We start from the raw sequence: 22,490 nt of genomic DNA, 5'->3' as shown, positions 1-22,490 counted from the left end.
CGAGCAGTCCAAGAGTGCGTCGGGCCGACGACGGCGCTCCGGCCCTCGTGCCCGTCCGCGACAGCGAGTGTCCCACCGGCCCCGCGCTCGCCTTCTCGGGCGGTGTCCGGGCCGCCTTCGTCGACGGCTCGCGCGGGGCCGGCCGCGTCGGTCAGTAGCAGGGGGTGTCGTCGCTCTCACGCCACGTCAGCTCTGTGACGTACATCGGCATGGTGAAGTAGCTTCCCGAGGTGCTGTTGACGCACGTGGTGTACTCGGCGCCCTGTCCGTCGTCCTGGGCGACGACGTACGTCATCGTGACGTCAAGGGACGTGTTGTTGTAGAAGATGTGGCCGAGGGCGCTGCCGGTCCAGTCGGTCTCGGTCGTCAGGGACGGGGTCATGTCCGTGTCGCCGTACCAGTACTCGGGCCACACGCAGAAGCTGCTCGTCGGGCAGTTGCCGGGGGACCACGCCGAGGCGGTGGGGGCGGAGGCCATGACGCCGAGGAAGGCGGCGGGGACGGCGGCGAGGGCGAGGGCTCTTAAGCGCATGTGGGGCTCCTGCTCCTTGTGTGAGGGGGCGCCTCACGCTAAAGCGTGGATGTTGAAGGGTCAAGGATCACTTTTCCCGGAAGAGGGCGGGTGACACACCTTCACCGGGTGGTTCACAGGTCCCGTTCGTCCAGCAGTGCGGAGCAGGTCGCGTTTGCGTTTCCGGGGGCTCGGAGGCCGGCCGGGCCGGTCGTGAACTCCGAGGTGGTGCCCGGGTGGTGGGGCGGTCCGGGATGTTCGGGGAAGGGGTGCCAGGTGTTCGTGGACCGGGTCGCCGGTCCGGCGGGTGAGCGGGGCGGCCAGGCGCAGGTAGGCGGCGAAGGCGTCGGCGGGGCGCATCGGCCGGGTGGGGCGCATCGGCCGGGCGGGGCGCCGGGGTCGTCCGGGGTCGGTTCGACCTCCTGGCGCTCGGTGTCGTGGACGGTCGTGGTGACCGGGTCCTGTCGGCTTCAGCCCCGGTCACGGTGTCGAGGTGTCTGAGGCCACATTCGTGGGATCGGGGGTCGGCGGGGTCCTGAGGGTCGCCTCGGTGGAGTCCGTCCGTCCTGTGTCTCCCGTCGGACGCGGCCCCCTCGGAGCGGGGCGCGCTGGCGGCTCGGGGACAAGGGGAAGCGGCTACTCCGCCACGGCCCGGGCACGCGGTGGACATGACACTCGCTCGCTCTCTTCCGGACAGTGCCGCCGAGTGGTGGATCATCACCGGCCTCGTCGCCTTCTACGCCCTGTGCCGCTGGTTGCTGGCCTGGCGGCAGGCTCGGCGGGACGGGGAGCCGCACGCCGTGCGGGCCGCGTTGGCCGAGGGGGACGATCCCGTGGCGACGCGGGCGACCATGACGGGCGGTTTCCCCTCCTACCGGCAGTTCCTCGGATTCGTGGGCAGCGCGCTGGTGGTCGGGCTGATCGCCGGGCTGACCGAGGGGACGCTCCGCGTGGTGCTGCTGTCGACGCTCGTTCCGGTGCTGGTCGCGGCCCTCGCCTACCTCGACTTCCGGATGGTCCGGAAGGCCGGGAAGGAACGGCGAGCGGGGAGGGGCACCGTCACTCTTTCGGGATGGCTTGATTGATCGGGCTCCGGCGTCCGTACCTCCTGGCGTCCGTATCCCCTGGCGTACGAGTCGGTTCGTACGAGCTGTTCGTCGCTTGTCGTCGTCCTGGAGGCGCCGTGCGCATGTCCCGCAGCAGGATCGGGGTCGTCGTCCTGTTCGGTGTGCTGAGTCTGACCCTCACCGCCCTCGCCTTCCCCGCCGTGGTCGGGCTGGAGACGAAGGACGGCGGGCAGGACCGGCTCGTGGCCAGTACGCGGTACGGGCCGGTCACCGAGGCCGACCGGGACTTCGTGGTGAAGGTGCGGGCGGCGGGGCTGTGGGAGTACCCGCTGGGTGAACTGGCCATGAAGCGCGGCGCGTCGGAGGCGATGCGGGAGGCCGGGGAGCACCTCGTCGTCGGGCACGCCGGGCTCGACGCCGAGTGCCGCGAGGTCGCGGCCGAGCTGGGGATCACGCTGCCCAACCAGGCGAGTCCGCAGCAGCGGGAGTTCGTGTCGACGGTGACGGGGAAGCGGGGGAAGGAGTTCGACTCGACCGCGGTCACCATCATGCGGGTGACCCACGGGCAGATCTTCCCCGTCATCGCCGACATCCGCGCGACGACGCGGAACACCCTGGTGCGTGAACTGGCCGACCTCGCCAACGACACCGTCCTGGACCACATGACCGTCCTGGAGAAGACCGGCCTGGTCGGGTACGGCGACGTCAGCTTCAAGCAGACCGCCCCGGCGAAGCTGCCCAAGGACCGGGTCACGCCGCCCCCGCCGCAGCCGGGGGAGCCGACCGCCGTGCTCACGCCGCGGCCGGACCTGGACGTACGGACCGGTGGGCCGACCGTGGCACCGGCCGCTACACCGACGCGGGGGTGACCTTGGGCTGGTCCCGGGCCGGCCTCGGGATGGTCCTGGGCCGGCCCTGGATGGTCCATGTACTGACCCGGGCCGGTCCTGGGCCGGTCCAGGCCGGTCCGGGTCAGACGAGCGTCTCCGTCGGCGGGTGCGGTTCGTGGCCCGCCTCCGTGAACGCGGTGAGCGCCTCGACCAGCGCGGTCCGCTGGCCGGGGGCGAGGCGCTGGACGACCGTCGCGATCTCGCGGCGGCGGCGTTCGGTGACGTCGTCCACCGTGCGCCGGCCCTCCTCGGTGAGGCGCAGCAGGGTCTCGCGCCGGTTGTCCGGGTTGGTCCGGCGGTCGACGAGACCGGCCCCGATCAGCCGGTCGACCATGCGCATCGCCGTCGACGGCGCGACCTGGAGCTGCTCGGCGAGGGCGACGAGTCTGGTGGTGCCCCGGGTGGAGAGCACCACCAGCATCCGGAACTGGGGCAGCGTCACCCGCTCCCCCACCTCGGCGAGCGACCGCGCCGAGATCGCCACCAGCAGCCGCGACGCCGTCAGCACCGCACGGGTGACCGCGTCGACGTCGTCGCCCGCCCCCACGGGCAGCTCACGCGCCCCGGCGGACGCCTCAGGGGCCCCCACGGTCAGCTCACGGGCCCTCACGGGCGTATCACACTCCGGCATGGCTCCTTTCTACCGTGCGGGGGGCGCCGCCCAGCGGCCCGGTCGGAAAACCTTTTCCGCCTGCCGGGCAGAGGCGGTGGAGGCAGGCGGTGGAGGTCCCGGGGGGAAGGGACAGTGGCCCTCCCCAACATCTTTGGCCTGTGCAAGGGTTGGCGCCGACGTCCGTCCTGATCCGGAAAGGCGACCATGGCGCGTACCGACACCGCACCCCACCGTCCCCGTCCGCTCACGGGGTGGCGGCGCCTCGTCGCCCGGCTGCCGGTGTTCCTCTTCCGCGCGGGGCTCGGTCCGGTACTGGGCCGGCGGCTGCTCCTGCTGCACCACACCGGCCGGGTCAGCGGGCTGCGGCGGCACACGGTCCTGGAGGTGATGTCCTGCGACCGGACCGTACCGAACTGGACCGTCCTCTCCGGGGCCGGGACGCGGGCCGACTGGTACCGCAATCTGCACCGCCAGCCCAAGACCGTCATCCAGTTCGGCAACCGCCACCACGCGGTGACCGCCCGGTTCCTCCCGGCCGAGGCGGGGGCCCGGATCATGGCCGACTACGCTCGGCTGCGCCCGGCGAACGCGCGCCGGCTGTGCGACTGCCTGGGACTGCCGGTGGACGGCAGCGAGGGGGCGTACCGCGAGGCGGGCCGCGCCCTCACCTTCGTACGGCTTGACGCCGACTGATCCGCGGGCTCCCCGCGGGCAGCGGACCGGCGGTCCGTTCCCGCGCCGTGCGATGATCCAGTCCCGCGGGGGGAAGCGGGGAGGAAGCGCGAGAGGAACCCGAGGGGAAGAGACGATCGTGAGCACTCCCGGGCCGGACAGTGGCGCGACGCCGGACGAGGTCTGGCAGAGGTTCCTCATGGACAGCGAGGACGCCATACGGGCCTCCGCGCCCCGCGAACCCTCGGCGCGGGACCGGACGCCGGGGTGGCGGCCCGCCCCCGTGGCCGCCGGGCCGGCGGAGACCGTCGGTGAGCTGTGGCAGCCGGACGACCCGGAACCGGAACCCGCCTGGCGCGAGCTGGACGGGCGGGCCCGGTTCCGCCGGGTCGCCCGGGTGCTCGTCACGACGGCGGCGGTCGCCCTCGTCCTGACGGCCTGGTCCCAGCTGACCACCGGCCCGGACACGCCGTCCGGCGACCCCGGCGACAGCCTCGTGGAGCGGGTGGAGGAGGCCCCGGCGCCCCTGCCCACGGCGGCGCCCGTGCCGGCCTCGCTGCCGGCGTCCGCCCCGGCCACGGACGGAACCCTCGGCTGACCCCTCCCGGTGGAACGGGTCAGGCGCTGCGGCGGCCGGACGCCGCCCTCTTGACGGGGGACCTCCTGGCCGGCGCGGTCTTCCGCGGCTTGCTGTCGCTCGCCTCGCCGCTTGTTCCGCCGCTCGCCTTGCCGTTCGTCCTGCTGCTTGCCTTGCCGTTCGTCCTGCTGCTTGCCTTGCCGTTCGTCCTGCTGCTTGCCTTGCCGTTCGTCCTGCTGCTTGCCTTGCCGTCCGTTCTGCCGCTCGCCTTGCCGTCCGTTCCGCTGCTCGCCTTGTCGTCCGCTCTGCCGCTCGGCTCGGTCTCCGTCGCCTTCTTCGTGGCCCTGGTGGCCTTCGTGGTTTCGGTGGCCTCCGTGATCTGCGGGGTCTTAGGGCCCGTCGGCTTCTTCGCGGCGGCAGACGTCTTCCTCGCGGCCGGGGCCGCCCGCCTCGGCGGCGCCGCCTCCCCGGCCTCCGCCCCTCCGCCCCCGCCGCCCTCTCCCCCTTCCTTTCCGCGCGCCTCCCGCGCCGCCCGCACGCTCTTCTCCAGGACCGCCATCAGGTCCAGCACCTTGCCGGGGGCGGCCGGACGCGGGGTCCGCGGCGGGGCCTCACCGACCGACTTCGCGGCGACGACCTCCTCCACCGCCTCCCGGTACTCGTCGTGCAGCTCGCTCAGGTCGATCTCGCCGAGCGTGTCCATGAGAGCGCCCGCGAGGTCCAGCTCCTGGTCACGGACGGCGACGTCGGTGTCGGGGGCGACGCCCTCGGGGGCGCGTACCTCGTCCGGCCACAGCAGGCCGTGCATGGCGATCGCGTCGTCGACCACGCGCAGCATGCCGAGCCGCTCGCGGCCCCGCAGCGCGTACTTGGCGATGGCGACCCGGTTGGTGCGTTTGAGCGCCTCGCGCAGCAGTGTGTACGGCTTGGCGGCCGGGGCTCCGCTCGCGGCGAGGTAGTACGCGGAACTCATCTGGAGCGGGTCGATGCGGTCCTCCGGCACGAAGGCCACGATCTCGATCGTCCGCGCGGTCGGGATCGGCAGGGTGGACAGGTCCTCGCCGGAGATCGGGACGATCGAGCCGTCCGCGTTCTCGTAGCCCATGCCGATCTCCGCCTGGGAGACCTCGCGGTCCTCCAGTTCGCAGACCTTGCGGTAGCGGATGCGGCTGCCGTCCTCCGTGTGGATCTGCCGGAAGGGGACCGAGTGGTTCTCGGTCGCGTTCACCAGCTTGATGGGGATTCTGAGCAGGCCGAACGAGATGGCGCCGTTCCAGATGGATCGCACGTGCCGCACCTTCCGATCCAGTGAGGGCGTTTTGTGCAGCTTTCGTAGGATTTCCATCGTAGGGCGCTCACCCCCGGTACGGAGGGGCGGCGGGACGGAGGGGTGGCCTCGCAGGGGACACTTAACCGGCGCCACGGAGACCGGAACGGCGGTCACAGCCGGGCCCACGTCCTCCGGTCCCGTGCCATGGCGCGCAGGCCCTCCACGTCCGCCGGTTTGAGTACGCCGCCGAGCCGGGACAGCCCGGTCAGCTCCCCGTCCGAGAGGACCCGCAGACCGTGCGGCGGCGGGCCGGTGAGCGTGACGCCGGCCGCGCCCACCAGGGCGAGGACCGGGCGGACCTCGGCGGTCAGCGCGTAGGAGGCGCGGTCGGCGTCGGCGCGGACCCGGCGCAGCAGCGGCTGGGGATCGTGGCGGCCCAGCGTGACCAGGGGGTCGGCGATCCGCACCCGGGTCCTGCGGGCGTACAGGGCGTGGACGGCGAAGAGGCCGCCGGGGCCGATCAGCAGGTGGTGGAGGCGGTCGCCGCCGGGCAGCGGGATCGAGTGCAGGGTGTGCCAGCCGGCCCCGTCGAACCCGTCGAGGACCTCCCCCACCGCCTGTTCGGCGGTCAGTGCGCGGCGGCGCGGGTCGGGGCGCAGGCGGCGCGGCGGGCCGGGGTCGCGGTCGAGGGCGACGAGGAGGGCCTCGCCCGGCCGGTTGGGGGCCAGGTCGTCGTCGGGGTGCAGGGACAGCCGGGCCAGCTCGGCGGCGGTGGGGACGGGGGGCGGCCCGACCGTCACCGGGCCGGTGAGGAAGGGGGCCAGGGCGTCCAGGACGTCCGCCCTGCGGTGGTCGCCGATCAGGCTGACCCGGGCCGCCTCACGGTCGTACCAGGCGACGTTCCGGCCGTCCGGGAGGCAGACGTAGAGCCGTTCCCGGCCGTGTCGCCAGGCCGGTACGACGCGCAGCCGGTCCATGCGTCCTCACCCCTCGCCCGCGTGCGCCCTCACCCCGACCATGGGAACAGGCCGGGCGCTCCCCGGGCAAGAACCCGGCTGCCGTCGGGGGCGGTCGCGTCCGCGGGGCGGGCCCGCCGGGCGCGAGGGCGGAAAGGCTCCGGCGCGCACCCTCCGGGGAACGGCCCGACGTGCCGGCTCCGGACAGTCCGTGGGGCGGGATCGCGCCGGGCCTGCGGACGGGCGGGCACGAGTACCGCGCCGGGCCCGGTCGCCTGGCGTACGCCTCGGTGACGGACGGGTTCGACCCGGTGCGGACGCCGCCGCGGCTGCCCGGGTACGGCCCGGCGCCGGGCGTCGAGCACCGGGTGCGGCCGGCCCCGGACGGCCCGCTCGGCGGGACCAGTCGGCCGGGGTGGTACGGCCGGCGCGGGCCGCGTACGCGGCGCGGACCACGTGCACGGCGCGGATCGCGTACGCGGCGCTGGACGAGGGGCGCCGGGTCCTCGTCCGCCGTCATCACGGGTACGACCGCTCCGGTCCGGTCGTCGCGCATGCCTTGGTCCACCCGGGTTCGGGTGCCGAGGGGACGATCCGGCTGCTCCGCGCCCGGCGCTCGCCGCGGGCGCTGCACAGCGAGCTGTTCGCGGCGTACCCGCGGACGGGACTGCCGACCGTCCGCCCGCCGGACGAACCGGCCGGGCAGCGGCCCCCGCCCCACCCGCCGGAGGAACCGGCCGGGCAGCGGCCCCCACCCCACCCGCCGGAGGAACCGGCCGGGCAGCGGCCCCCACCCCACCCGCCGGAGGAACCGGCCGGGCAGCGACCCCCGCCCCACCCCTTGGGTGAACCGGCCGAGCTGCGGTTCCCGGCGGGGCCTCGCGAATGGCGCAGTGCGACAGGCGGCGCTCCATCCACGCTCCTAATGTGGCGATCAGTCACGTTCGATCCACTTACGTCCCTTCTGGAGGTCATGCCATGTCCCCGCGTTCCCGTTCCTCCCACCGCCACTCCTCCCGACGCTCCCCCCTCCTGCGCCGCCTCGCCATAACGGCCGCGGCCGGCGCGCTGGCCACCGCCGCCGCCGTCACCCCCGCCGCCGCGGGTGACGAGTGGGGGGACGACCCGGGCGTGAGCGGGGGCCGGGGCGGGGACGGAGGCCGTGAGCAGGGCCGCTACCGGGGTGTCGTCACGGCCGACCGGCTCGCGCTGCGCACCGCGCCGAACCGCGGTTCCGAGGTCATCCGCTACGCCCACCGGGGCGAGACCGTCCACATCTACTGCAAGACCGGCGGCGAGTCCGTGAAGCGCAATCCGATCTGGTACCTCCTGACGGACGGCACCTGGGCGTGGGGCGCGGCCCGCTACATCGACAACGTCGGCCCCGCGCCGCGCTGGTGCTGATACATGCCGAGAGCCCAGCGAAACCGACCCGCGGACAAGTTCCGGACATGACGAAGGCCGGAACCGGACCCGGAATCGCCGTGGCGCCGGGGGACGCGCCCGCTCCCGTCGGCCGCCTCCCCCGGCGCCGCGGCGTCGAACTGGCCCTGATCGTGGTGGCCGTCCTGCTCTCCGTGTTCGGCTACTGCAACGTGGGCGTCGCCCAGCACGGCGCCCTGCCGCCCGGCGCCGCCGGGTACGGCGCCGGGCTCGGGCTGCTGGCGCTGCTGGCGCACCTCGCGGTGCGGCTGCGCGCCCCGTACGCCGATCCGCTGCCGCTGCCGATCGGGGTGCTGCTCAACGGCCTGGGCGCGGTGCTGATCTACCGGCTCGACCTGGAGACGCCGGGGGACCGGGCGGCCCCCACCCAGCTGGTGTGGTCCGCGCTCGGCATCGGCCTGTTCGTCGTGATCGTGCTGGTCCTGCGCGACCACCGCCTGCTCCAGCGCTACACCTACCTCTGCGTGGCCGCCGCCCTGGTCCTGCTGACGCTGCCGATCCTGTTCCCGGCGGTGAACGGCGCCCGGATCTGGATCCGGGTCGCGGGGTTCTCCATCCAGCCGGGCGAGTTCGCCAAGGTGCTGCTCGCGGTGTTCTTCGCCGCGTACCTGGCCGCCAACCGCGGCGCGCTGGCGTACGCGGGGCGCCGGGTGTGGCGGCTGCAACTGCCCACCGGCCGGGTCCTCGGCCCGATCGTCGCGGTCTGGCTGGTCAGCGTCGGCGTCCTGGTCCTGGAGCGGGACCTGGGCACCTCGCTGCTCTTCTTCGGCCTGTTCGTCGTCATGCTCTACGTCGCCACCGGCCGCACCGGCTGGATCGCGCTGGGCCTGCTGCTGGCGGCGCTCGGCGCGGTCGCCGTGGGCCGGCTGGAGCCGCACGTGCACAGCAGGGTGGAGGACTGGCTGCACCCGTTCGCCTCCATCGAGGCCGGGCAGGGCCCGGGCCAGCTGGCCCAGTCGCTGTTCTCCTTCGCCGCGGGCGGGGTGACCGGCAGCGGGCTCGGGCTCGGCCACTCCGCCCTCATCGGCTTCGCCGCCAAGTCGGACTTCATCCTGGCCACGGCCGGGGAGGAGCTGGGCTTCACCGGCCTGTCCGCCATCTTCCTGCTGTACGCGCTGCTGGTGGACCGCGGCTTCCGGGCGGGCCTGGCCCTGCGCGACCCCTTCGGGCGGCTGCTGGCGGTGGGTCTGGCCTCGCTCGTGGCGCTCCAGGTGTTCGTGATCGCGGGCGGGGTGACCGGGCTGATCCCGCTGACCGGGATGGCGATGCCGTTCCTGGCGCAGGGCGGCTCCTCGGTGGTCACCAACTGGGCGATCGTGGCGCTGCTGGTGCGGCTGAGCCACTGCGCGCGCGGGCAGGGGCCGGGCTCATGAGCCGGCACCGCCGCGCGCGCGGGCAGGGGCCGGGCTCATGACCCGGAACATCCGGCACGCCGCCTTCTTCTGCCTCCTGCTGCTGGCCGCGCTGCTGGTGAACGCCGCCCGGGTCCAGGTGGTCCGCGCCCCCGAGTACGACGCCAACCCGGCCAACCGCCGCCCCGCCATCGCCCGCTACCAGCAGCCGCGCGGCGACATCCTGGTCGGCGGCCGGCCCGTCACCGGCTCCCGGGACACCGGCGAGCACCTGCGCTTCGAGCGCACGTACACCGACGGGCCGATGTGGGCGCCGGTCACCGGCTTCGCCTCGCAGGAGTACGGGACGACCCTGCTGGAGCACGCCGAGGACGGACTGCTGTCCGGCGCCGACCCGATGCTGGCGCCGCTGCCGCTGTGGAACGACGTCACGGGCTTCCCCAACCCGGGCGGCGACGTGGTGACGACGCTGCACCCGGGGGCGCAGAAGGCGGCGTACGAGGGGCTGGGGCGGCGCAAGGGAGCGGTGGCCGCGGTCGAGCCCGCCACCGGACGGATCCTCGCGCTGGTCTCCACGCCGTCCTACGACCCCGGGGAGCTGTCGGGGAACGGGCCGGCGGCGCTGCGCACCTGGCGGCGGCTGAACGAGGACCCCGACCGGCCGATGCTCAACCGGGCGGTGCGGCGGACCTACCCGCCGGGGTCGACCTTCAAGGTGGTCACCGCGGCGGCGGCGCTGGACGCCGGGCTGGTCCTCGACCTGGACGCGCCCACCCGCTCCCCCGAGCCGTACACCCTGCCCGGCACCCGCACCCGGCTGACCGACGAGGAGGCGGGGTGCGCGGACGCCTCGCTGCGGGAGGCGTTCGAACGGTCCTGCAACACGGTGTTCGCCAAGCTCGGCGTGGAGGTCGGCGCGCCGGCCCTGGCGGCGACGGCGGAGGGGTTCGGCTTCAACGACGACGGTCTGCGCATCCCGTTCTCCGTGGCGCGCAGCACCTTCGACACCTCGGTGGACCGGGCGCAGCTCGCGCTGTCGGCGATCGGGCAGTACAACACGCGGGCCACCCCGCTCCAGATGGCGATGGTGGCGGCGGCGGTGGCGGGCGGGGGGCAGGCGCGGACGCCGTACCTGGTGGAGCGGACCACGCGGGCGGGCGGCGGGATCGTCTCGGCGGCCGGGTCGCGGCCGGCGCGGCAGGTGATGCGGCCGTCCACGGCGGCACGGCTGAAGGAGCTGATGACCGGGGTGGTGGCAAGCGGCACGGGCGGGAACGCCGCGATCCGCGGGGCGACCGTCGGCGGCAAGACCGGCACCGCGCAGCACGGCGTCGGCAACTCGGGGACGCCGTACGCGTGGTTCGTCTCCTGGGCCCAGGGGGCCGGGGAGCTGGAGCCGAAGGTGGCGGTCGCGGTGGTGGTGGAGGGGACGGCGGCGGACCACGGGGAGGTCAGCGGGAACGGCCTCGCGGCGCCGGTCGCGCGGGCGGTGATGGAGGCGGCGCTCAAGGGGTGAGACGCGGGGTACCGGCCGGGGGCCGGTCCGCCTACGGTCCGGTGCCATGACCGACACGACAGCGTACGAACTCGCCCAGGTGAACATCGCCCGCCTCAAGGCCCCTCTGGACTCCCCTCAGTTGAAGGACTTCGTCGACGCGCTCGAGCCGGTGAACGCCGACGCCGACGCGGCGGACGGGTTCGTCTGGCGGCTGACGGGCGAGGCGGGCGACGCGACGGACGTGCCGGTCTTCGGGGACTCCTGGCTGATCGTCAACATGTCGGTGTGGCGGGACGCGGACGCGCTGACGGCCTTCATGTACACGGGGCGGCACCGGGAGGTGCTGGCCAGGCGGCGCGAGTGGTTCGAGCGGGTGGCCGAGGCGGTGACGGCCCTGTGGTGGGTCCCGGCGGGGCACCGGCCGACGGTGGCGGAGGCGGAGGCGCGGCTGCTGCACCTGCGGGCCGACGGACCGACGCCGTACGCCTTCACCCTGCGGCACTCGTTCCCGGCGGGGGCGTCGGAGCCGGTGGCACTGGAGGTGCCGGAGGGGCTGGGGTGCTCGGCCTGAGGGCCGGGGCTCGGCGGCGGCGGCCGATCGCGGTGAGGCCGATGTCGACGGGGAAGGGGACGGTGAGCTCGAGGCGGTTGTGGAAGATGCCGGTGGGCACGTAGGAGCGGGTCGCGGGGTCGATTCCGTAGACGTGGACGACCGGGAGTCCTCCGTTCTCCTCGACCCGCCTGGTAGTGCGGGATGTTCGCCTGCGCGTACTTCCGGGGTTTCGTCTCGCGGTCCCGCTCCTCGGACTCCTCGGAGACGACTTCGACGGCCATGACGACGTCTTCCGGCCGGTACCACGTCTGCTGGGGACCGCCGTAGGCATCCGCGCGGAACACCAACACGTCCGGTTCGGGCCGGTTGCGTTCGTCGAGCTTGATCGGCATCAGCGGCATGACGTTCAACTCGTCCGGTACTTGGGCCAGCAAGACGTTGTCCAGCAGGCGGATGGCCATGGAGTGGAAGTTGGTCCGCGGACTCACCAAGACGAGGCTCCCGTCGATCAGCTCCGTGTGCGGGGGCAGGTCGGGAAGCTCGTCGAGGTCGTCCGCCGTCCAGCCGCCCTCCGGCGGACGGGGCCACCGGTAGTCGCCGTTCAGCCCGTAGCCGCGCGCGGCGCTCATGATCGCTCCCATGTGCCGGAGTCGGGCTGACGCGGCCAGGATACCGAGGGCGAACGCCGACGCCGCGCTCCATCGGGTGACGTCGCACGGCGGGATTGACGTATCCCCGCGCCTTTGCTGCCGACCGACAAGTCCCGCCAGGGGATTGACGCGCTTGCTGACGAGCAGTCTCATAAGGGGAAGTGACCAGGGGTGACCCGTACGACGGGGTACGACGAGATGGGACAGCCATGACGACCCTGACGGAAGCCGGCGCATCCGGCGGCATGCGCGACGCGCTCGGCCCGCTCAAGGACCGGGAGCAGGTGGCCCAGCGGCTGCTCGACTCTTCCGCCAAGCACTCGTTCGACCCGGACGAGGAGCTGGACTGGGACGCGCCGTTCGAGGACGGCAAGTGGTTCTGGCCGCCGGAGCTGGTGTCGCTGTACGGCACCCCGCTGTGGAAGCGGATGAGCGAGGAGCAGCGCGTCCTGCTCTCCCGGCACGAGGCCGCCGCCCTCGCCTCGCTCGGCATCTGGTTCGAGCTGATCCTGATGCAGCTGCTGGTCCGGCACGTCTACGACAAGCCCGCGACCAGCGCCCACGTGCGCTACGCGCTCACCGAGATCGAGGACGAGTGCCGGCACTCGAAGATGTTCGCCCGGCTGATAACCCGGGGCGGGACCCCGTGGTACCCGGTCAGCCCCGTCCACCAGCACCTCGGCCGCCTCTTCAAGACCGTCTCCACCACGCCCGGGTCCTTCACCGCGACCCTGCTCGGCGAGGAGGTCCTGGACTGGATGCAGCGGCTGACCTTCCCCGACGAGCGCGTGCAGCCGCTGATCCGGGGGGTCACGCGGATCCACGTGGTGGAGGAGGCCCGCCACGTCCGGTACGCCCGTGAGGAGCTGCGGCGGCAGATGGTGACCGCCCCGAGGTGGTCCAGGGAGTTCACGCGGCTCACCTCCGGGGAGTTCGCCCGCGTCTTCTCGGTCGCCTTCATCAACCCCGAGGTCTACACGAACGTGGGACTGGACAGGCGCCAGGCCGTGGCCCAGGTCAAGGCGAGCGGCCACCGCAGGGAGATCATGCAGAGCGGCTCCAAGCGGCTGACGGACTTCCTGGACGACATCGGGGTGCTGCGGGGGGCCGGACGCCGGCTGTGGAGGTCGTCGGGACTGCTGGCCTGAGCCCGGCGGACGCGCGGGGCGGGGGTCGATGGACGCGCGGGGCGGGGGCCTGCGAACACGCCGGGCAAGGACCGGCGGACGCGCGGGGCGGAGGCCGGCGGACGCGCCGGGCAAGGACCGGTGGACGCGCGGGGCGGGGGCCGTGTAGCGGTTACCCTGCGGGCATGACCCCGCAGGACCCCACCCCCGCCTACCGCCGGCTCAGCGTCGAGGAGCGGCGCGTGCAGTTGCTCGACACCGCGCTCGCCCTCTTCGCGCACCGGCCGCCGGAGGAGGTCTCGCTCGACGACGTGGCGGAGCGGGCCGGGGTCTCCCGCCCCCTGGTGTACCGGTACTTCCCCGGCGGCAAGCAGCAGCTCTACGAGGCCGCGCTGCGCTCGGCCGCCGACGAGCTGCGGCTCTGCTTCGACGAACCCCGCGAGGGTCCGCCGCTCGCCCGGCTCACCCGGGCACTCGACCGCTACCTCGCCTTCGTCGACGAGCACGACACCGGTTTCAGCGCCCTGCTGCGCGGCGGCAGCGTCGTCGAGACCTCCCGGACCACGGCCATCGTGGACGGCGTGCGCCGGGCCGCCGCCGAGCACATCACGAGCCACCTGGGCGCCGGCGAACCGGGGCCCCCGCTGCGGATGACGGTCCGGATGTGGATCGCGGCGGTGGAGGCCGCCTCGCTGATCTGGCTGGACGAGGGGAAGCAGCCGCCCGCCGAGGAGCTGCGCGACTGGCTCGTGGAGCAGTTCGTCGCCGTGCTGTCGGTCACCGCCCGGCGCGACCCGTCGACGGCGGCGCTGGTCGAGGCCCTCGCGGCGGATGTCTGACACTGGTGCCGTGAAGAGCGAAGACGTCCCCTTCGAGGGCGGCCCGATGGACGGCCGGGTGCTGCCGGTGCTGGTGGGGATGACCGGGCACCCGCCGAAGACCTACCGCATCCCGGTCCCCGGCACCGCCGGCCGGCCGGCCACCGTGCTGGTGTACCGCCGGGTGCCGCGGGAGCGGGCGCGCGGGATCGGGTTCGTCCGCTGGACCTACCGGTACGCCCCCGAGGGGACCACCGCGCGCGACCGCCCCCGCCGGCCCTGGTCCAGACCGCGCGTGGGACCGAGCGCCACGCCGGGCACCACGCCGGACACCACGCCGGGCGGCAACCCGGACGACGCCGACGGGTGACCCCGTTGCGCCGGGCGGCGCACACTCGGCGCGCGCGACCGCGACGGCCGCCCGATGCTCGCCGTGCGGAGCGGACGGGCCGCCCCGCAGCGGAGGTGATGGCATGTCAGGAAGGCTGCTGCGACTGGTGTGCACGGCGGCGACGGCGGCCGGGCTCGTCCTCGCGCCCCTGCCCGCCGCGGCGGAACCGGAGCCCGGCGAGCGCCCCGTCGCCGAACTGCTGACGGACCTTCAGCGGCTGTACCGCGAAGCCGAGAAGGCCACCGAGACCTACAACGACACCGAGGAGAAGCTGAAGCGGCAGCGCGCGCGGGCCGCGCGCCTCGACGCCGAGCTGGCCCGGACCCGGCGGACCCTGCGCGACAGCCGCGGCGCGGCGGCCCGGCTGGCCCGGCAGCAGTACCAGAACAGCAGTACCGCCCTCTCCCCCTACGTGCGCCTGCTGCTGGCCCGCGATCCGCAACACGCCCTCGACCAGGGGCGCGTGATCGGCCGGCTGGCGCGGGAGCGCGCCGAGACCGTCGGCCGGCTGACCGGCAGCGAGCGGCGGGCGGACGAGCTGGCCCGCCGGGCCCGCGAGGCACTCGCCGCGCGACGCGCCCTCGCCGCCCGGCAGAAGACGGCGCGCGACACGGTGCTCGACCGGCTGCGGGACGTGGAGGAGACGCTCGCCTCGCTCAGCCCGCGGCAGCTCACGGCGCTGGCCGCGTTCGAGGAGGACGGGACCGCGAAGGCGCAGGAGCGGTTCATGGCGTCCGGGGCGATCGGCGACGACGACGGCAAACCGTCCGCCGGGGGCGACCGGGCGCTGCGCTTCGCGGTCGACCAGCTCGGCAAGCCGTACGAGTGGGGCGCGGAGGGCCCCGGGTCCTACGACTGCTCGGGACTGACCTCGGTGGCCTGGGAGCGGGCCGGGACGCCGATCCCCCGGACCAGCCAGGAGCAGTGGGCCCGGCTGAAGCGCGTTCCGCTGGACGAACTGCGCCCCGGTGACCTGGTCGTCTACTTCCCGGAGGCCACCCATGTGGCGATGTACCTGGGCGGCGGCAAGGTCGTCCAGGCGCCGCGCCCCGGCGCCGCGGTGAAGGTCTCCCCCATCGCGGCCAACCCGGTCCTCGGCGCCGTGCGCCCCGACCCCGACGGCCGGCCCGTGGCGCGCTACGCGCCGCCGAGGCTGCCGGCGGGGGCGGTGGACGGGTCCGACGAGGGGTACGGGGCGGCTCACCCGCCGACGGACTGACACGCGGCGCGCGGCGCGCGGCACGCGGTCCTACTCGGGGGTCTCCTCCAGCGCGTGGCCCACCAGGGTCAGTAGGGTCTGCACGACGTCGGTCCGGCGCCGCGCGTCCATGACCAGCACGGGTATGCGCTCCGGGACCGTCAGCGCCTCCCGTACGTCCTCCGCCTCGAACCGCTCGCTGCCGTCGAAGTGGTTCACCGCCACGACGTACGGCAGTCCGCAGCTCTCGAAGTAGTCCAGCGCCGGCCAGCAGTCCTTCAGCCGCCGGGTGTCGGCCAGCACGACGGCGCCGATCGCGCCGCGCACCAGGTCGTCCCACATGAACCAGAACCGCTGCTGGCCCGGGGTGCCGAACAGGTAGAGCACCAGGTCGTCGTCGAGGGTGAGACGGCCGAAGTCCATGGCGACGGTGGTGGTCGCCTTGTCCGGCGTCGCGGTGAGGTCGTCGACGTCCTCGCTGGCCCGGGTCATCAGCGCCTCGGTCAGCAGCGGCGGAATCTCCGAGACGGAGGTGACCAGGGTGGTCTTGCCGACGCCGAAACCGCCCGCCACCACGATCTTCGTGGCGACCGGGGCGTGGTCGGTGTTCGTCTGCCAGGGCCGCGGGGGCTCGTCGGGTTCGACGAAGGGCTCGACGAACGGCCCGGCGAACGGGGAACCACCGGGGACGGCGGTGTCAGAGACGGCGGAGTCCACTCAGCACCCTTTCCAGCAGAGCGCGGTCCGGACGGCCCGTGCCATGGCCGGTCCCGGTGCCGTACACACGGATCTTTCCCTGGTCCGCGAGGTCGCTGAGGAGCACGCGGACCACGCCGAGCGGCATCCTCAGCAGCGCGGCGATCTCGGCCACCGTTCGCATCCGGCGGCACAGTTCGACGATGGCGCGCACCTCCGGGAGCACCCGGAGCGGGCCGTTCGCCGCTTCACCGGGCTCCTCGACGGCGCCGACGAAGGTCTCCACGAGCAGGACGTGGCCGAAGCTGGTCCGGCCGCCGGTGAGCGAGTACGGGCGGACCCGGGCGGGAGCGGGGATCCCCCCGCGCGGACGGGGCCGGGCGTGGGGGAGGTCTCCGCCGCGTACGGGAAGTCCGCCCTTCGGGGGCCGGCTCCCGGACCGGCTCCCGGACCGGCTCACCGCCGGTTCCCGGCCGCCCCGGCCTCCACGGATCGTCGCAGCTCGTTGCGGAGTTCCGGGGTCAGCACATGGCCGGCCCGGCCCACGAACAGCGCCATGTGGTACGCCACGACGCTCATGTCGCAGTCGGCGGAGCCGTGCACGCCGAGCAGCGAGCCGTCGCTGATCGACATCACGAACAGGCTGCCCTCGTCCATGGCGACCATCGTGTGCTTCACCTCGCCGGAGTCCATCAGCTTCGCGGCGCCCACGGTCAGGCTGCCGATGCCGGAGACGACGGTGGCGAGGTCGGCGGCGGAGCCGCGCGGGCCGGCGGTGGCGCCGCCCCCGGGGCCGCGGGCCGCCTCGTTGCGCTCCTGGTCGGAGGAGAGCAACAGCAGCCCGTCGGAGGAGACCACCGCGACGGAGAGGATGCCCGGCACCTCCTCGACGAGGTTGGTGAGCAGCCAGTGCAGGTTGCGGGCCTCACGGCTCAGCCCGACGGTACTGGGAGCGGTCAACTGCTTGCCTCCTCGACGGTGCCCCCCGTGGATTCTTCGGTACGGTCCGGCGCGGCGTCCGGCGCGGTGTGCCGGGCGGTGCGGTCGGCGATCTCGGCCTCGACCTCGCGCCGCCCGGCCTCCGCGCCCTTGCGGAAGCCGCCCAGACGGCGGCGGAGCGCGTCGGCGTCCACGGAGCCCGCGCGCGGGCGGGGCGCCGACGCGGGGGTGCTGATCCGGGGGGTCCGCTTGGGCAGGCCCTTGTCGGTGACCGGCTCCTCGGCTCCGTCCGCCTCGTCGGGGACGCGGTCGTGGGCCGGCTCGGCTTCGGGGGCGGATGCGGGGGTGGCTCCGGGGGCGGGGGCCGGAGTGGGGACGGTGGGTGCCGTGCCGGTCGGGACGAGCAGCTCCATCGTGACTTCGGAGGGGGTTTCCGGGGCGGCGGGGGCGGCGGGGGCCTTCTCCAGCCCGAGTTCCGGCTCCGGCTCCGGCTCGGGGTCCGTGGAGGGCTCCGGCTCCGGCTCCGACTCCGGCTTCGGCTCGGGGTCCGTGGAGGGCTCGGGCTTCGGCTCGGGGTCCGTCGCGGATTCCTGCTCCGGCTCGGACTCCTGCTCCGGCTCGTCCGAGGCGTCGTCGGCCTCGGCGGCCTCCCGGCTCTCCGGTGCTTCCGGTGCCTCCTCCGCAGGAGCCGACTCGTCGGTCCCCTCGGCCGCTTCCGTCCCCTCGGCCGCTTCCGTCTGTGCAGCCGCCTCGGTGTTCCCGGCGGCCGCCGCCTCCCCGGCCGTCTCCGACCGCCGTACCGCCTCCTCCGCCAGCGCCACCAGCGGGTCCCCGGCCTCGGCCTCGGAGTCGGCACCGGCGTCGGCGTCGGCCTTGGCGCCGGCCTCGACACCCGGCAGGGAGACGTCGCCCGTGCCCTCGGTCGTGGGCGCGGACGGGGAGACGGGGGCCGACGGGGCCTCGGCCAGCAGCGACACCGGCAGGACCGTGACGGCCACCGTGCCGGTGCCCTCCTTCCGCTCGCTCAGCCGCACCCGGGCGCCGTGCCGGTGGGCGAGGCGGGCCACGACGTACAGGCCGAGCCCGAGGCCGTCCTCGCCCTCCTCCTGCTCGAAGGGGGCCTCGGGGTCGAAGTCGGTGAGGCGGGCGTTGAGCCGCTCCAGCCGTTCCGCCTCGATGCCGATGCCCTCGTCCTGCACGGAGAGCACGACCTCGCCGTTCTCCAGCAGCCGGCCGGAGATCTCGACGGGCAGCTCGGGCGGCGAGAACGAGGTGGCGTTCTCCAGGAGTTCGGCGAGCAGGTGGGACAGGTCGTCCGCGGCGAAGCCGGTCACGTGCGCGTGCGGCGGCAGGGCGGCGATCCGGACCCGCTCGTAGCGCTCGATCTCGCTGACGGCGGCGCGGACCACGTCGACCAGCGGAACCGGTCCGGCGGTGTGCCGGCCGTGCTCGGTGCCGGCCAGGACGAGGAGGTTCTCGTTGTGCCGGCGCATCACGGTGGCGAAGTGGTCGAGCTTGAAGAGGACGGCCAGGCGGTCGGGGTCCTGCTCCTGCTCCTCCATCGACTCGATGACGCCGAGCTGCCGCTCGACCAGGGCGAGGGTGCGCAGCGCGAGGTTGGCGTAGGTGGCGCCGACGCCCTGGCGCACCTGCTCCAGGCGGGCGGCGGACTCGGCGAGCCGGGCGCGCAGTTCCTCGCGGGCGTCGGCCATCTTCTGCCGCTGGCCGACCAGGTGCTTGCGGTCGGACTCCAGGGTGGTGACGCGCTCGGCCAGCGTGACGGCGTGCGCGTGCAGGGCGTTGACGGAGCGGACGGCCTTGGCGAACTCGTCGTTGCGGCCGGTGAAGGTGAGGGGCTCCTCGGCGGCCGGGTTCTCGGCCTCGGCGAGCCGGGCGGTGCCCCGGCGCAGCACCGACAGCGGCCGGGTGAGGCTGCGGGCCAGGGCGGTGGCGACCCCCACGGCCACCAGCATCAGGGCGCCCAGGACGGCGATCCGGATCTCCAGCGCGGTGACGTCGTCGTCGCGGAGCTGGGCCAGGTCCTTGCTGCGCCGCTCGTAGAGGGCGGACTCGGCGCCGCGCATGGCGTCGACGCGGGCGGAGAGCGCGGCGGACAGCTTGGTGACGCTGGTGGTGAGGTCGTCGTCGGAGAGGGCCGGCTGGTCGGTGAGGGCGGCCAGGTACTTCTCGGCGGAGTCGACCTCGGGACCGGTGACCGTGGCGTCGTAGCGTTCCTTGGCCTCCTCGGGAGCGTTCTCGCGGAAGTCGGCGAGGGCGGCGTCGGAGCGGACCCGGGCCTCCTGGGCGGCGGCGGCCAGGGCGTCGCGGGTCTTGGCGTCGGCGTCCGAGGTGGTGCTGGTCTCGGTGGCCAGGCCGGTGACGGGGTCGTAGGCGGTCTGGGTGGTGCTCGGCACGCTGAGGGCGGCGAGGAGCAGGCCGCGGGCGGCGGCGGCCTGCTGCACGGCGGAGTCCAGCTCGGCGAGGGCGTACGCCCCGGCGCCCGCGCGGGGCGGCATCCGCTCGGCCAGCTCCTCGGCGAGGGCGTGCAGTTCGGTGACGGCGGCGGAGTAGGCGTCGTGCGCTTCGAGGGCGCTGCTGCGGCCGGTCAGCGCCGACCGGCGCAGCGAGGCGACGGCGTCGAGGTCCTCGCGCAGGGCGGCGGGTGTGTCGGGGTCGGCGCGCAGTTCCTCGATCTGCCGGTCGACGCGGGCGCCGCGCTGCTCCGAGGGCGCCTTCGACTCGGGGCGTCCGGCGGCGATGTAGGGGGTGACCTCGTCGCGTTCGTCGGCCAGCGAGTGGGCCAGGGTGAGCGCGTCCTGGGTCCGCTCGGCGAGGGTCACCAGGTCCTGGGAGTCGCTGAGCTGCTCCGAGGCGGTGATGACCGAGGGCGCCCCGGCGCCGGCGATCGCGGCGGCCACCACCAGGACGGCGACGATCAGCCGGTTGCGTACGTGGGTGGGGCGGCCCTTGCCCACGACGGGGGCCGGCGCCGCCGGGACGGCCGGGGCGGGGGTCCCCGCGGGGTCCGGGGCGGGGGTGACGGGGGTGGTTCGCTCCGTGCCCCCGGCGGGGGCCGTCTGCTTGCCTGTGCGACGAGGCCGCGTCTTCTGCACCGGTGCTCGCATTCCTGACTCGTGTACCCGTGGGGCCGGGTGGCGCTCCGTCAATCGGCCGGCCGGCCCGTACGTCCGTCCGCACGTCCGTCGTCGTTCCGTCGACCGTGCCCGGGGGGCCGTCGGCCGTGTTCGGACGGGGCGGGACCCCCACCGGTTCCCGACCCTCCCAGTGCCCGTGGGCACCGGGTGTCCAACACCTGGCCCGCCACCCGAAGGAGTGAACCCCGGAGGTGAGTTGGGGAGCAAGTTCCCGCGGGGCCGGTGCCGGGTCCGCGCCGCGCGCCGGTTGGACGTCCGCGGCGGGGCGGTGGCAGGATGTTCCGCCACGTGTTCCCACGGCGCGGCAATCCGGTCCGAATCAGGCGCCCGACCTGCACCGCCGCGCCGAATCCGGGCCCGCCCCCGGCACTTCGCGAGCGCCGCGCGGGACTCGGGCAGACTGATCCGATGCGTACGGACCTGGTCTCGGAACCCGGCACGTCCCGATTCCCCAACGAGGACTTCGCGAGTGTCGCCCTCCCCGCCTCGGGACGGGGCGGCGTGGCCGTCCTGCTGGACGGCGTGACCCCGCCGCGGGAGGCGACGGGATGCGTGCACTCCGTGCCGTGGTTCACCGCGCGCCTCGGCGGGGCGCTGACCGAACTGACCGTTTCACTCCCGGATGTCCCTCTCGCCGACGCGCTGTCCCGCGCCATCGCGGTAACCGCCGCGGCACACGCCGACACATGTGACCTTTCTCACCCCAGAACTCCGCAGGCGACCGTGGTCCTGGTCCGCTGGTCCCCGGTCCGGGTCGAGTACCTGATCCTGTGCGACTCCGCCCTGCTGGTCGAGGCGCCCGACGGCACGGTCACCGCCCACCTGGACGACCGGCTGGCCCGGCTGCCCCGGGCGGCCCGCGCCACGGCGGCGCTGGTGGACGCGAACCTCCGCAACAAGGAGGGCGGCTTCTTCACGGCGGCGGCCGATCCGGCGGTGGCGGCGCGGGCGGTGACGGGGGCGCTGCCGCGCGGCGGGGTGCGGGCCCTGGCGGCGCTCACGGACGGGGCGGCCCGGTGGGTGGACACGTTCCGCGAGGGCGACTGGGCCGACTGCCTGCGCATCGTCCGCGAGGAGGGCGCCCAGAGCCTGGTGGACCGGGTGCGGCGGCTGGAGCGCGGGGACACGGAGCGGACGTTCCTGGGCCGGAGCAAGCCGCACGACGATGCGACGGTGGTCTACGTGGAGCTGTGAACGGCGCGTTCCCGCGGGGCGGACGGAGGGAGCGGCTCGCCGCCCCCGGCCCGGCCCTCCGCCCCACGGCCCAGACCTCTATCCCCCGGCCCGGCCCTCCACCCCACGGCCCAGACCTCCATCCCCCGGTCAGCCCTCCATCCCACGGTTCAGCTCGCCCAGCAGCCGGGCCAGCTCCCCCACCTCGCGCGGGTCCCAGTCGGCGAGGCGGCCGGCGTAGCGGGCGCGGCGGGCCTCGCGGACCCGGCGGACCCGGTCGCGCCCCTCCGGGGTGAGGCCGACCAGCCAGGCACGGCCGTCGGCCGGGTCGGGCTCGCGGGCGATCAGACCGAGTTCCTCCAGGGCGCGCAACTGACGGGACATGGTCGCCTTGCCGACGCCGATGTAGGCGGCGAGTTCCGTGGCCCGCTGCCCGCCGCACTCCCCCAGCCGCACCAGCAGCCCGTACGCGGAGGTCTCCAGGTCGGGGTGGACCTGCCGGGCCATTTCCGCCTGGTTGGCCCGGGCCCTGCGCAGCAGCACCGTCAACTCGCGTTCGAGGGCCAGGAACTCCGGCTGGTCCGCGCCCCTCGCGGACACTCCGGATCCGACTTCGCGTCCGCCACCGTTCCCGCTGTCGTGCACGTCAGTTCCCGCCTCGGTCTTCCCGGTCCTGAAAGTTTCCGCCGTACGCGGTCATCGCCGCAGTTCGGCCAGTATTTCGCAGGCCCCGACCGGCCGCGGCCACCGGTCCCTCCCCGCACCGGCGGGTCCACGTGGGCAGCGCCACCGGGAAACAGTGCCGCGGCATGCGCGCGCCAGTACTCCGTGGCCACGGCGGCGGCCGGTCCCCGCGACGGCGGGGCCCCGCCGGGTGCCCCCGGTGCCCTTGGCACCGAGCGGAACCCGTACGGGGCCTGCCGCTACGGCACGACGCGGAG

The 22,490-nt window shown here is 74.6% G+C and carries 23 protein-coding genes and 2 pseudogenes; 15 read left to right on the top strand and 10 right to left on the bottom strand.

What is annotated here, in order from left to right:
• Positions 1–14 precede the first annotated feature (14 nt).
• Positions 15–158, top strand: a complete 144-nt coding sequence (locus ACY1JF_RS18955) for a DUF397 domain-containing protein (protein ID WP_462706334.1) — start codon at positions 15–17, stop codon at positions 156–158.
• On the opposite strand, the gene ACY1JF_RS18950 is transcribed toward ACY1JF_RS18955, so the two are convergent.
• Entirely contained in the window at positions 152–532 is a 381-nt protein-coding gene (locus tag ACY1JF_RS18950) for a hypothetical protein (RefSeq protein WP_462706333.1), read from the bottom strand. The two genes, ACY1JF_RS18955 and ACY1JF_RS18950, sit on opposite strands and share 7 nt — an antisense overlap.
• 647 nt (positions 533–1,179) lie before the next feature.
• Between ACY1JF_RS18950 and ACY1JF_RS18945 the strand changes: the two genes are divergently transcribed.
• Both ACY1JF_RS18945 and ACY1JF_RS18940 read left to right on the top strand, forming a co-directional pair.
• Positions 1,180–1,596, top strand: coding sequence for a hypothetical protein (locus tag ACY1JF_RS18945; protein WP_462706332.1), 417 nt, complete (start codon positions 1,180–1,182; stop codon positions 1,594–1,596).
• Positions 1,597–1,694: 98 nt separating this feature from the next.
• Positions 1,695–2,447: a DUF4142 domain-containing protein gene (locus ACY1JF_RS18940; protein ID WP_462706331.1), complete on the top strand. Its 753-nt coding sequence runs from the start codon at positions 1,695–1,697 to the stop codon at positions 2,445–2,447.
• Between the two features lie 103 nt (positions 2,448–2,550).
• On the opposite strand, the gene ACY1JF_RS18935 is transcribed toward ACY1JF_RS18940, so the two are convergent.
• The gene (locus ACY1JF_RS18935; RefSeq protein ID WP_462706330.1) at positions 2,551–3,099 is read right to left on the bottom strand and encodes a MarR family winged helix-turn-helix transcriptional regulator; all 549 of its coding nucleotides are present in this window, start codon (positions 3,097–3,099) and stop codon (positions 2,551–2,553) included.
• Between the two features lie 186 nt (positions 3,100–3,285).
• Here ACY1JF_RS18935 and ACY1JF_RS18930 point away from each other — a divergent pair, with 186 nt between their 5' ends.
• Positions 3,286–3,774, top strand: coding sequence for a nitroreductase family deazaflavin-dependent oxidoreductase (locus ACY1JF_RS18930; RefSeq protein ID WP_462706329.1), 489 nt, complete (start codon positions 3,286–3,288; stop codon positions 3,772–3,774).
• Between the two features lie 118 nt (positions 3,775–3,892).
• Positions 3,893–4,351: a hypothetical protein gene (locus tag ACY1JF_RS18925; RefSeq protein WP_462706328.1), complete on the top strand. Its 459-nt coding sequence runs from the start codon at positions 3,893–3,895 to the stop codon at positions 4,349–4,351.
• A 19-nt stretch (positions 4,352–4,370) separates the two neighbouring features.
• Here the strand turns inward: ACY1JF_RS18925 and ku are convergent, their stop codons facing one another.
• Together ku and ACY1JF_RS18915 are read right to left on the bottom strand one after the other, a co-directional pair.
• Positions 4,371–5,618 carry a non-homologous end joining protein Ku gene (ku, locus tag ACY1JF_RS18920; protein WP_462706327.1) on the bottom strand — a complete coding sequence of 416 codons (1,248 nt, stop codon included), beginning with the start codon at positions 5,616–5,618 and terminating at the stop codon, positions 4,371–4,373.
• Positions 5,619–5,770: 152 nt separating this feature from the next.
• A complete protein-coding gene (locus tag ACY1JF_RS18915) occupies positions 5,771–6,577 on the bottom strand; it encodes a nuclease-related domain-containing protein (RefSeq protein ID WP_462706326.1) in 807 nt (268 codons plus the stop codon).
• Positions 6,578–6,747: 170 nt separating this feature from the next.
• On the opposite strand from ACY1JF_RS18915, the pseudogene ACY1JF_RS18910 reads away from it, so the two are divergent.
• The 5 genes and pseudogenes from ACY1JF_RS18910 to ACY1JF_RS18890 all read left to right on the top strand — a co-directional run.
• Positions 6,748–7,256: pseudogene (locus tag ACY1JF_RS18910) on the top strand (protein phosphatase); the annotation flags it as partial.
• A 278-nt stretch (positions 7,257–7,534) separates the two neighbouring features.
• Positions 7,535–7,960 carry an SH3 domain-containing protein gene (locus tag ACY1JF_RS18905; protein ID WP_462706325.1) on the top strand — a complete coding sequence of 142 codons (426 nt, stop codon included), beginning with the start codon at positions 7,535–7,537 and terminating at the stop codon, positions 7,958–7,960.
• Positions 7,961–8,007: 47 nt separating this feature from the next.
• On the top strand, positions 8,008–9,372 hold the full coding sequence (locus ACY1JF_RS18900; RefSeq protein WP_462706324.1) for an FtsW/RodA/SpoVE family cell cycle protein: 1,365 nt from the start codon (positions 8,008–8,010) through the stop codon (positions 9,370–9,372).
• Between the two features lie 37 nt (positions 9,373–9,409).
• Positions 9,410–10,867, top strand: coding sequence for a penicillin-binding transpeptidase domain-containing protein (locus tag ACY1JF_RS18895; RefSeq protein WP_462706323.1), 1,458 nt, complete (start codon positions 9,410–9,412; stop codon positions 10,865–10,867).
• Between the two features lie 46 nt (positions 10,868–10,913).
• Positions 10,914–11,420: a DUF3291 domain-containing protein gene (locus ACY1JF_RS18890; protein ID WP_462706322.1), complete on the top strand. Its 507-nt coding sequence runs from the start codon at positions 10,914–10,916 to the stop codon at positions 11,418–11,420.
• A 13-nt stretch (positions 11,421–11,433) separates the two neighbouring features.
• On the opposite strand, the pseudogene ACY1JF_RS18885 reads toward ACY1JF_RS18890, so the two are convergent.
• Positions 11,434–12,031 (bottom strand): annotated as a pseudogene (locus tag ACY1JF_RS18885) (Uma2 family endonuclease); the annotation flags it as partial.
• A 230-nt stretch (positions 12,032–12,261) separates the two neighbouring features.
• Between ACY1JF_RS18885 and ACY1JF_RS18880 the strand changes: the two are divergent.
• The 4 genes from ACY1JF_RS18880 (at position 12,262) to ACY1JF_RS18865 (ending at position 15,607) form a co-directional block, all read left to right on the top strand.
• Complete coding sequence (locus tag ACY1JF_RS18880; protein WP_462706321.1) at positions 12,262–13,200, top strand: AurF N-oxygenase family protein; 939 nt, start codon at positions 12,262–12,264, stop codon at positions 13,198–13,200.
• A gap of 164 nt (positions 13,201–13,364) precedes the next feature.
• Positions 13,365–14,018 (top strand): TetR/AcrR family transcriptional regulator, encoded by a 654-nt coding sequence (locus ACY1JF_RS18875; protein ID WP_462706320.1) that lies wholly within the window; start codon positions 13,365–13,367, stop codon positions 14,016–14,018.
• Positions 14,019–14,028: 10 nt separating this feature from the next.
• Positions 14,029–14,367, top strand: a complete 339-nt coding sequence (locus ACY1JF_RS18870; protein ID WP_462706319.1) for a hypothetical protein — start codon at positions 14,029–14,031, stop codon at positions 14,365–14,367.
• 103 nt (positions 14,368–14,470) lie between these two features.
• Positions 14,471–15,607 carry a C40 family peptidase gene (locus tag ACY1JF_RS18865; RefSeq protein ID WP_462706318.1) on the top strand — a complete coding sequence of 379 codons (1,137 nt, stop codon included), beginning with the start codon at positions 14,471–14,473 and terminating at the stop codon, positions 15,605–15,607.
• Positions 15,608–15,637: 30 nt separating this feature from the next.
• Here ACY1JF_RS18865 and ACY1JF_RS18860 read toward each other — a convergent pair whose 3' ends face one another.
• From ACY1JF_RS18860 to ACY1JF_RS18845, 4 genes are read right to left on the bottom strand one after another with little or no spacing between them, the layout of a single operon-like run.
• Positions 15,638–16,303 (bottom strand): GTP-binding protein, encoded by a 666-nt coding sequence (locus ACY1JF_RS18860; protein WP_462706317.1) that lies wholly within the window; start codon positions 16,301–16,303, stop codon positions 15,638–15,640.
• A complete protein-coding gene (locus ACY1JF_RS18855; RefSeq protein WP_462706316.1) occupies positions 16,284–16,742 on the bottom strand; it encodes a DUF742 domain-containing protein in 459 nt (152 codons plus the stop codon). Before ACY1JF_RS18855 ends, ACY1JF_RS18860 begins: the two co-directional genes overlap by 20 nt.
• Positions 16,739–17,242 carry a roadblock/LC7 domain-containing protein gene (locus ACY1JF_RS18850; protein ID WP_462706315.1) on the bottom strand — a complete coding sequence of 168 codons (504 nt, stop codon included), beginning with the start codon at positions 17,240–17,242 and terminating at the stop codon, positions 16,739–16,741. The genes ACY1JF_RS18855 and ACY1JF_RS18850 overlap by 4 nt, the downstream gene beginning before the upstream one ends.
• Positions 17,239–20,346 (bottom strand): sensor histidine kinase, encoded by a 3,108-nt coding sequence (locus ACY1JF_RS18845; protein WP_462706314.1) that lies wholly within the window; start codon positions 20,344–20,346, stop codon positions 17,239–17,241. Before ACY1JF_RS18845 ends, ACY1JF_RS18850 begins: the two co-directional genes overlap by 4 nt.
• 438 nt (positions 20,347–20,784) lie before the next feature.
• On the opposite strand from ACY1JF_RS18845, the gene ACY1JF_RS18840 reads away from it, so the two are divergent.
• Complete coding sequence (locus ACY1JF_RS18840; RefSeq protein WP_462706313.1) at positions 20,785–21,570, top strand: hypothetical protein; 786 nt, start codon at positions 20,785–20,787, stop codon at positions 21,568–21,570.
• Between the two features lie 129 nt (positions 21,571–21,699).
• Here the strand turns inward: ACY1JF_RS18840 and ACY1JF_RS18835 are convergent, their stop codons facing one another.
• Positions 21,700–22,194: a MarR family winged helix-turn-helix transcriptional regulator gene (locus ACY1JF_RS18835; protein ID WP_462706312.1), complete on the bottom strand. Its 495-nt coding sequence runs from the start codon at positions 22,192–22,194 to the stop codon at positions 21,700–21,702.
• Positions 22,195–22,490 lie beyond the last annotated feature (296 nt).

This window comes from Streptomyces sp. SYSU D01066-1 (assembly GCF_054956795.1).
Note: the sequence above shows the minus strand (reverse complement) of the source record. Positions and strands in the feature narration are given on the sequence as shown.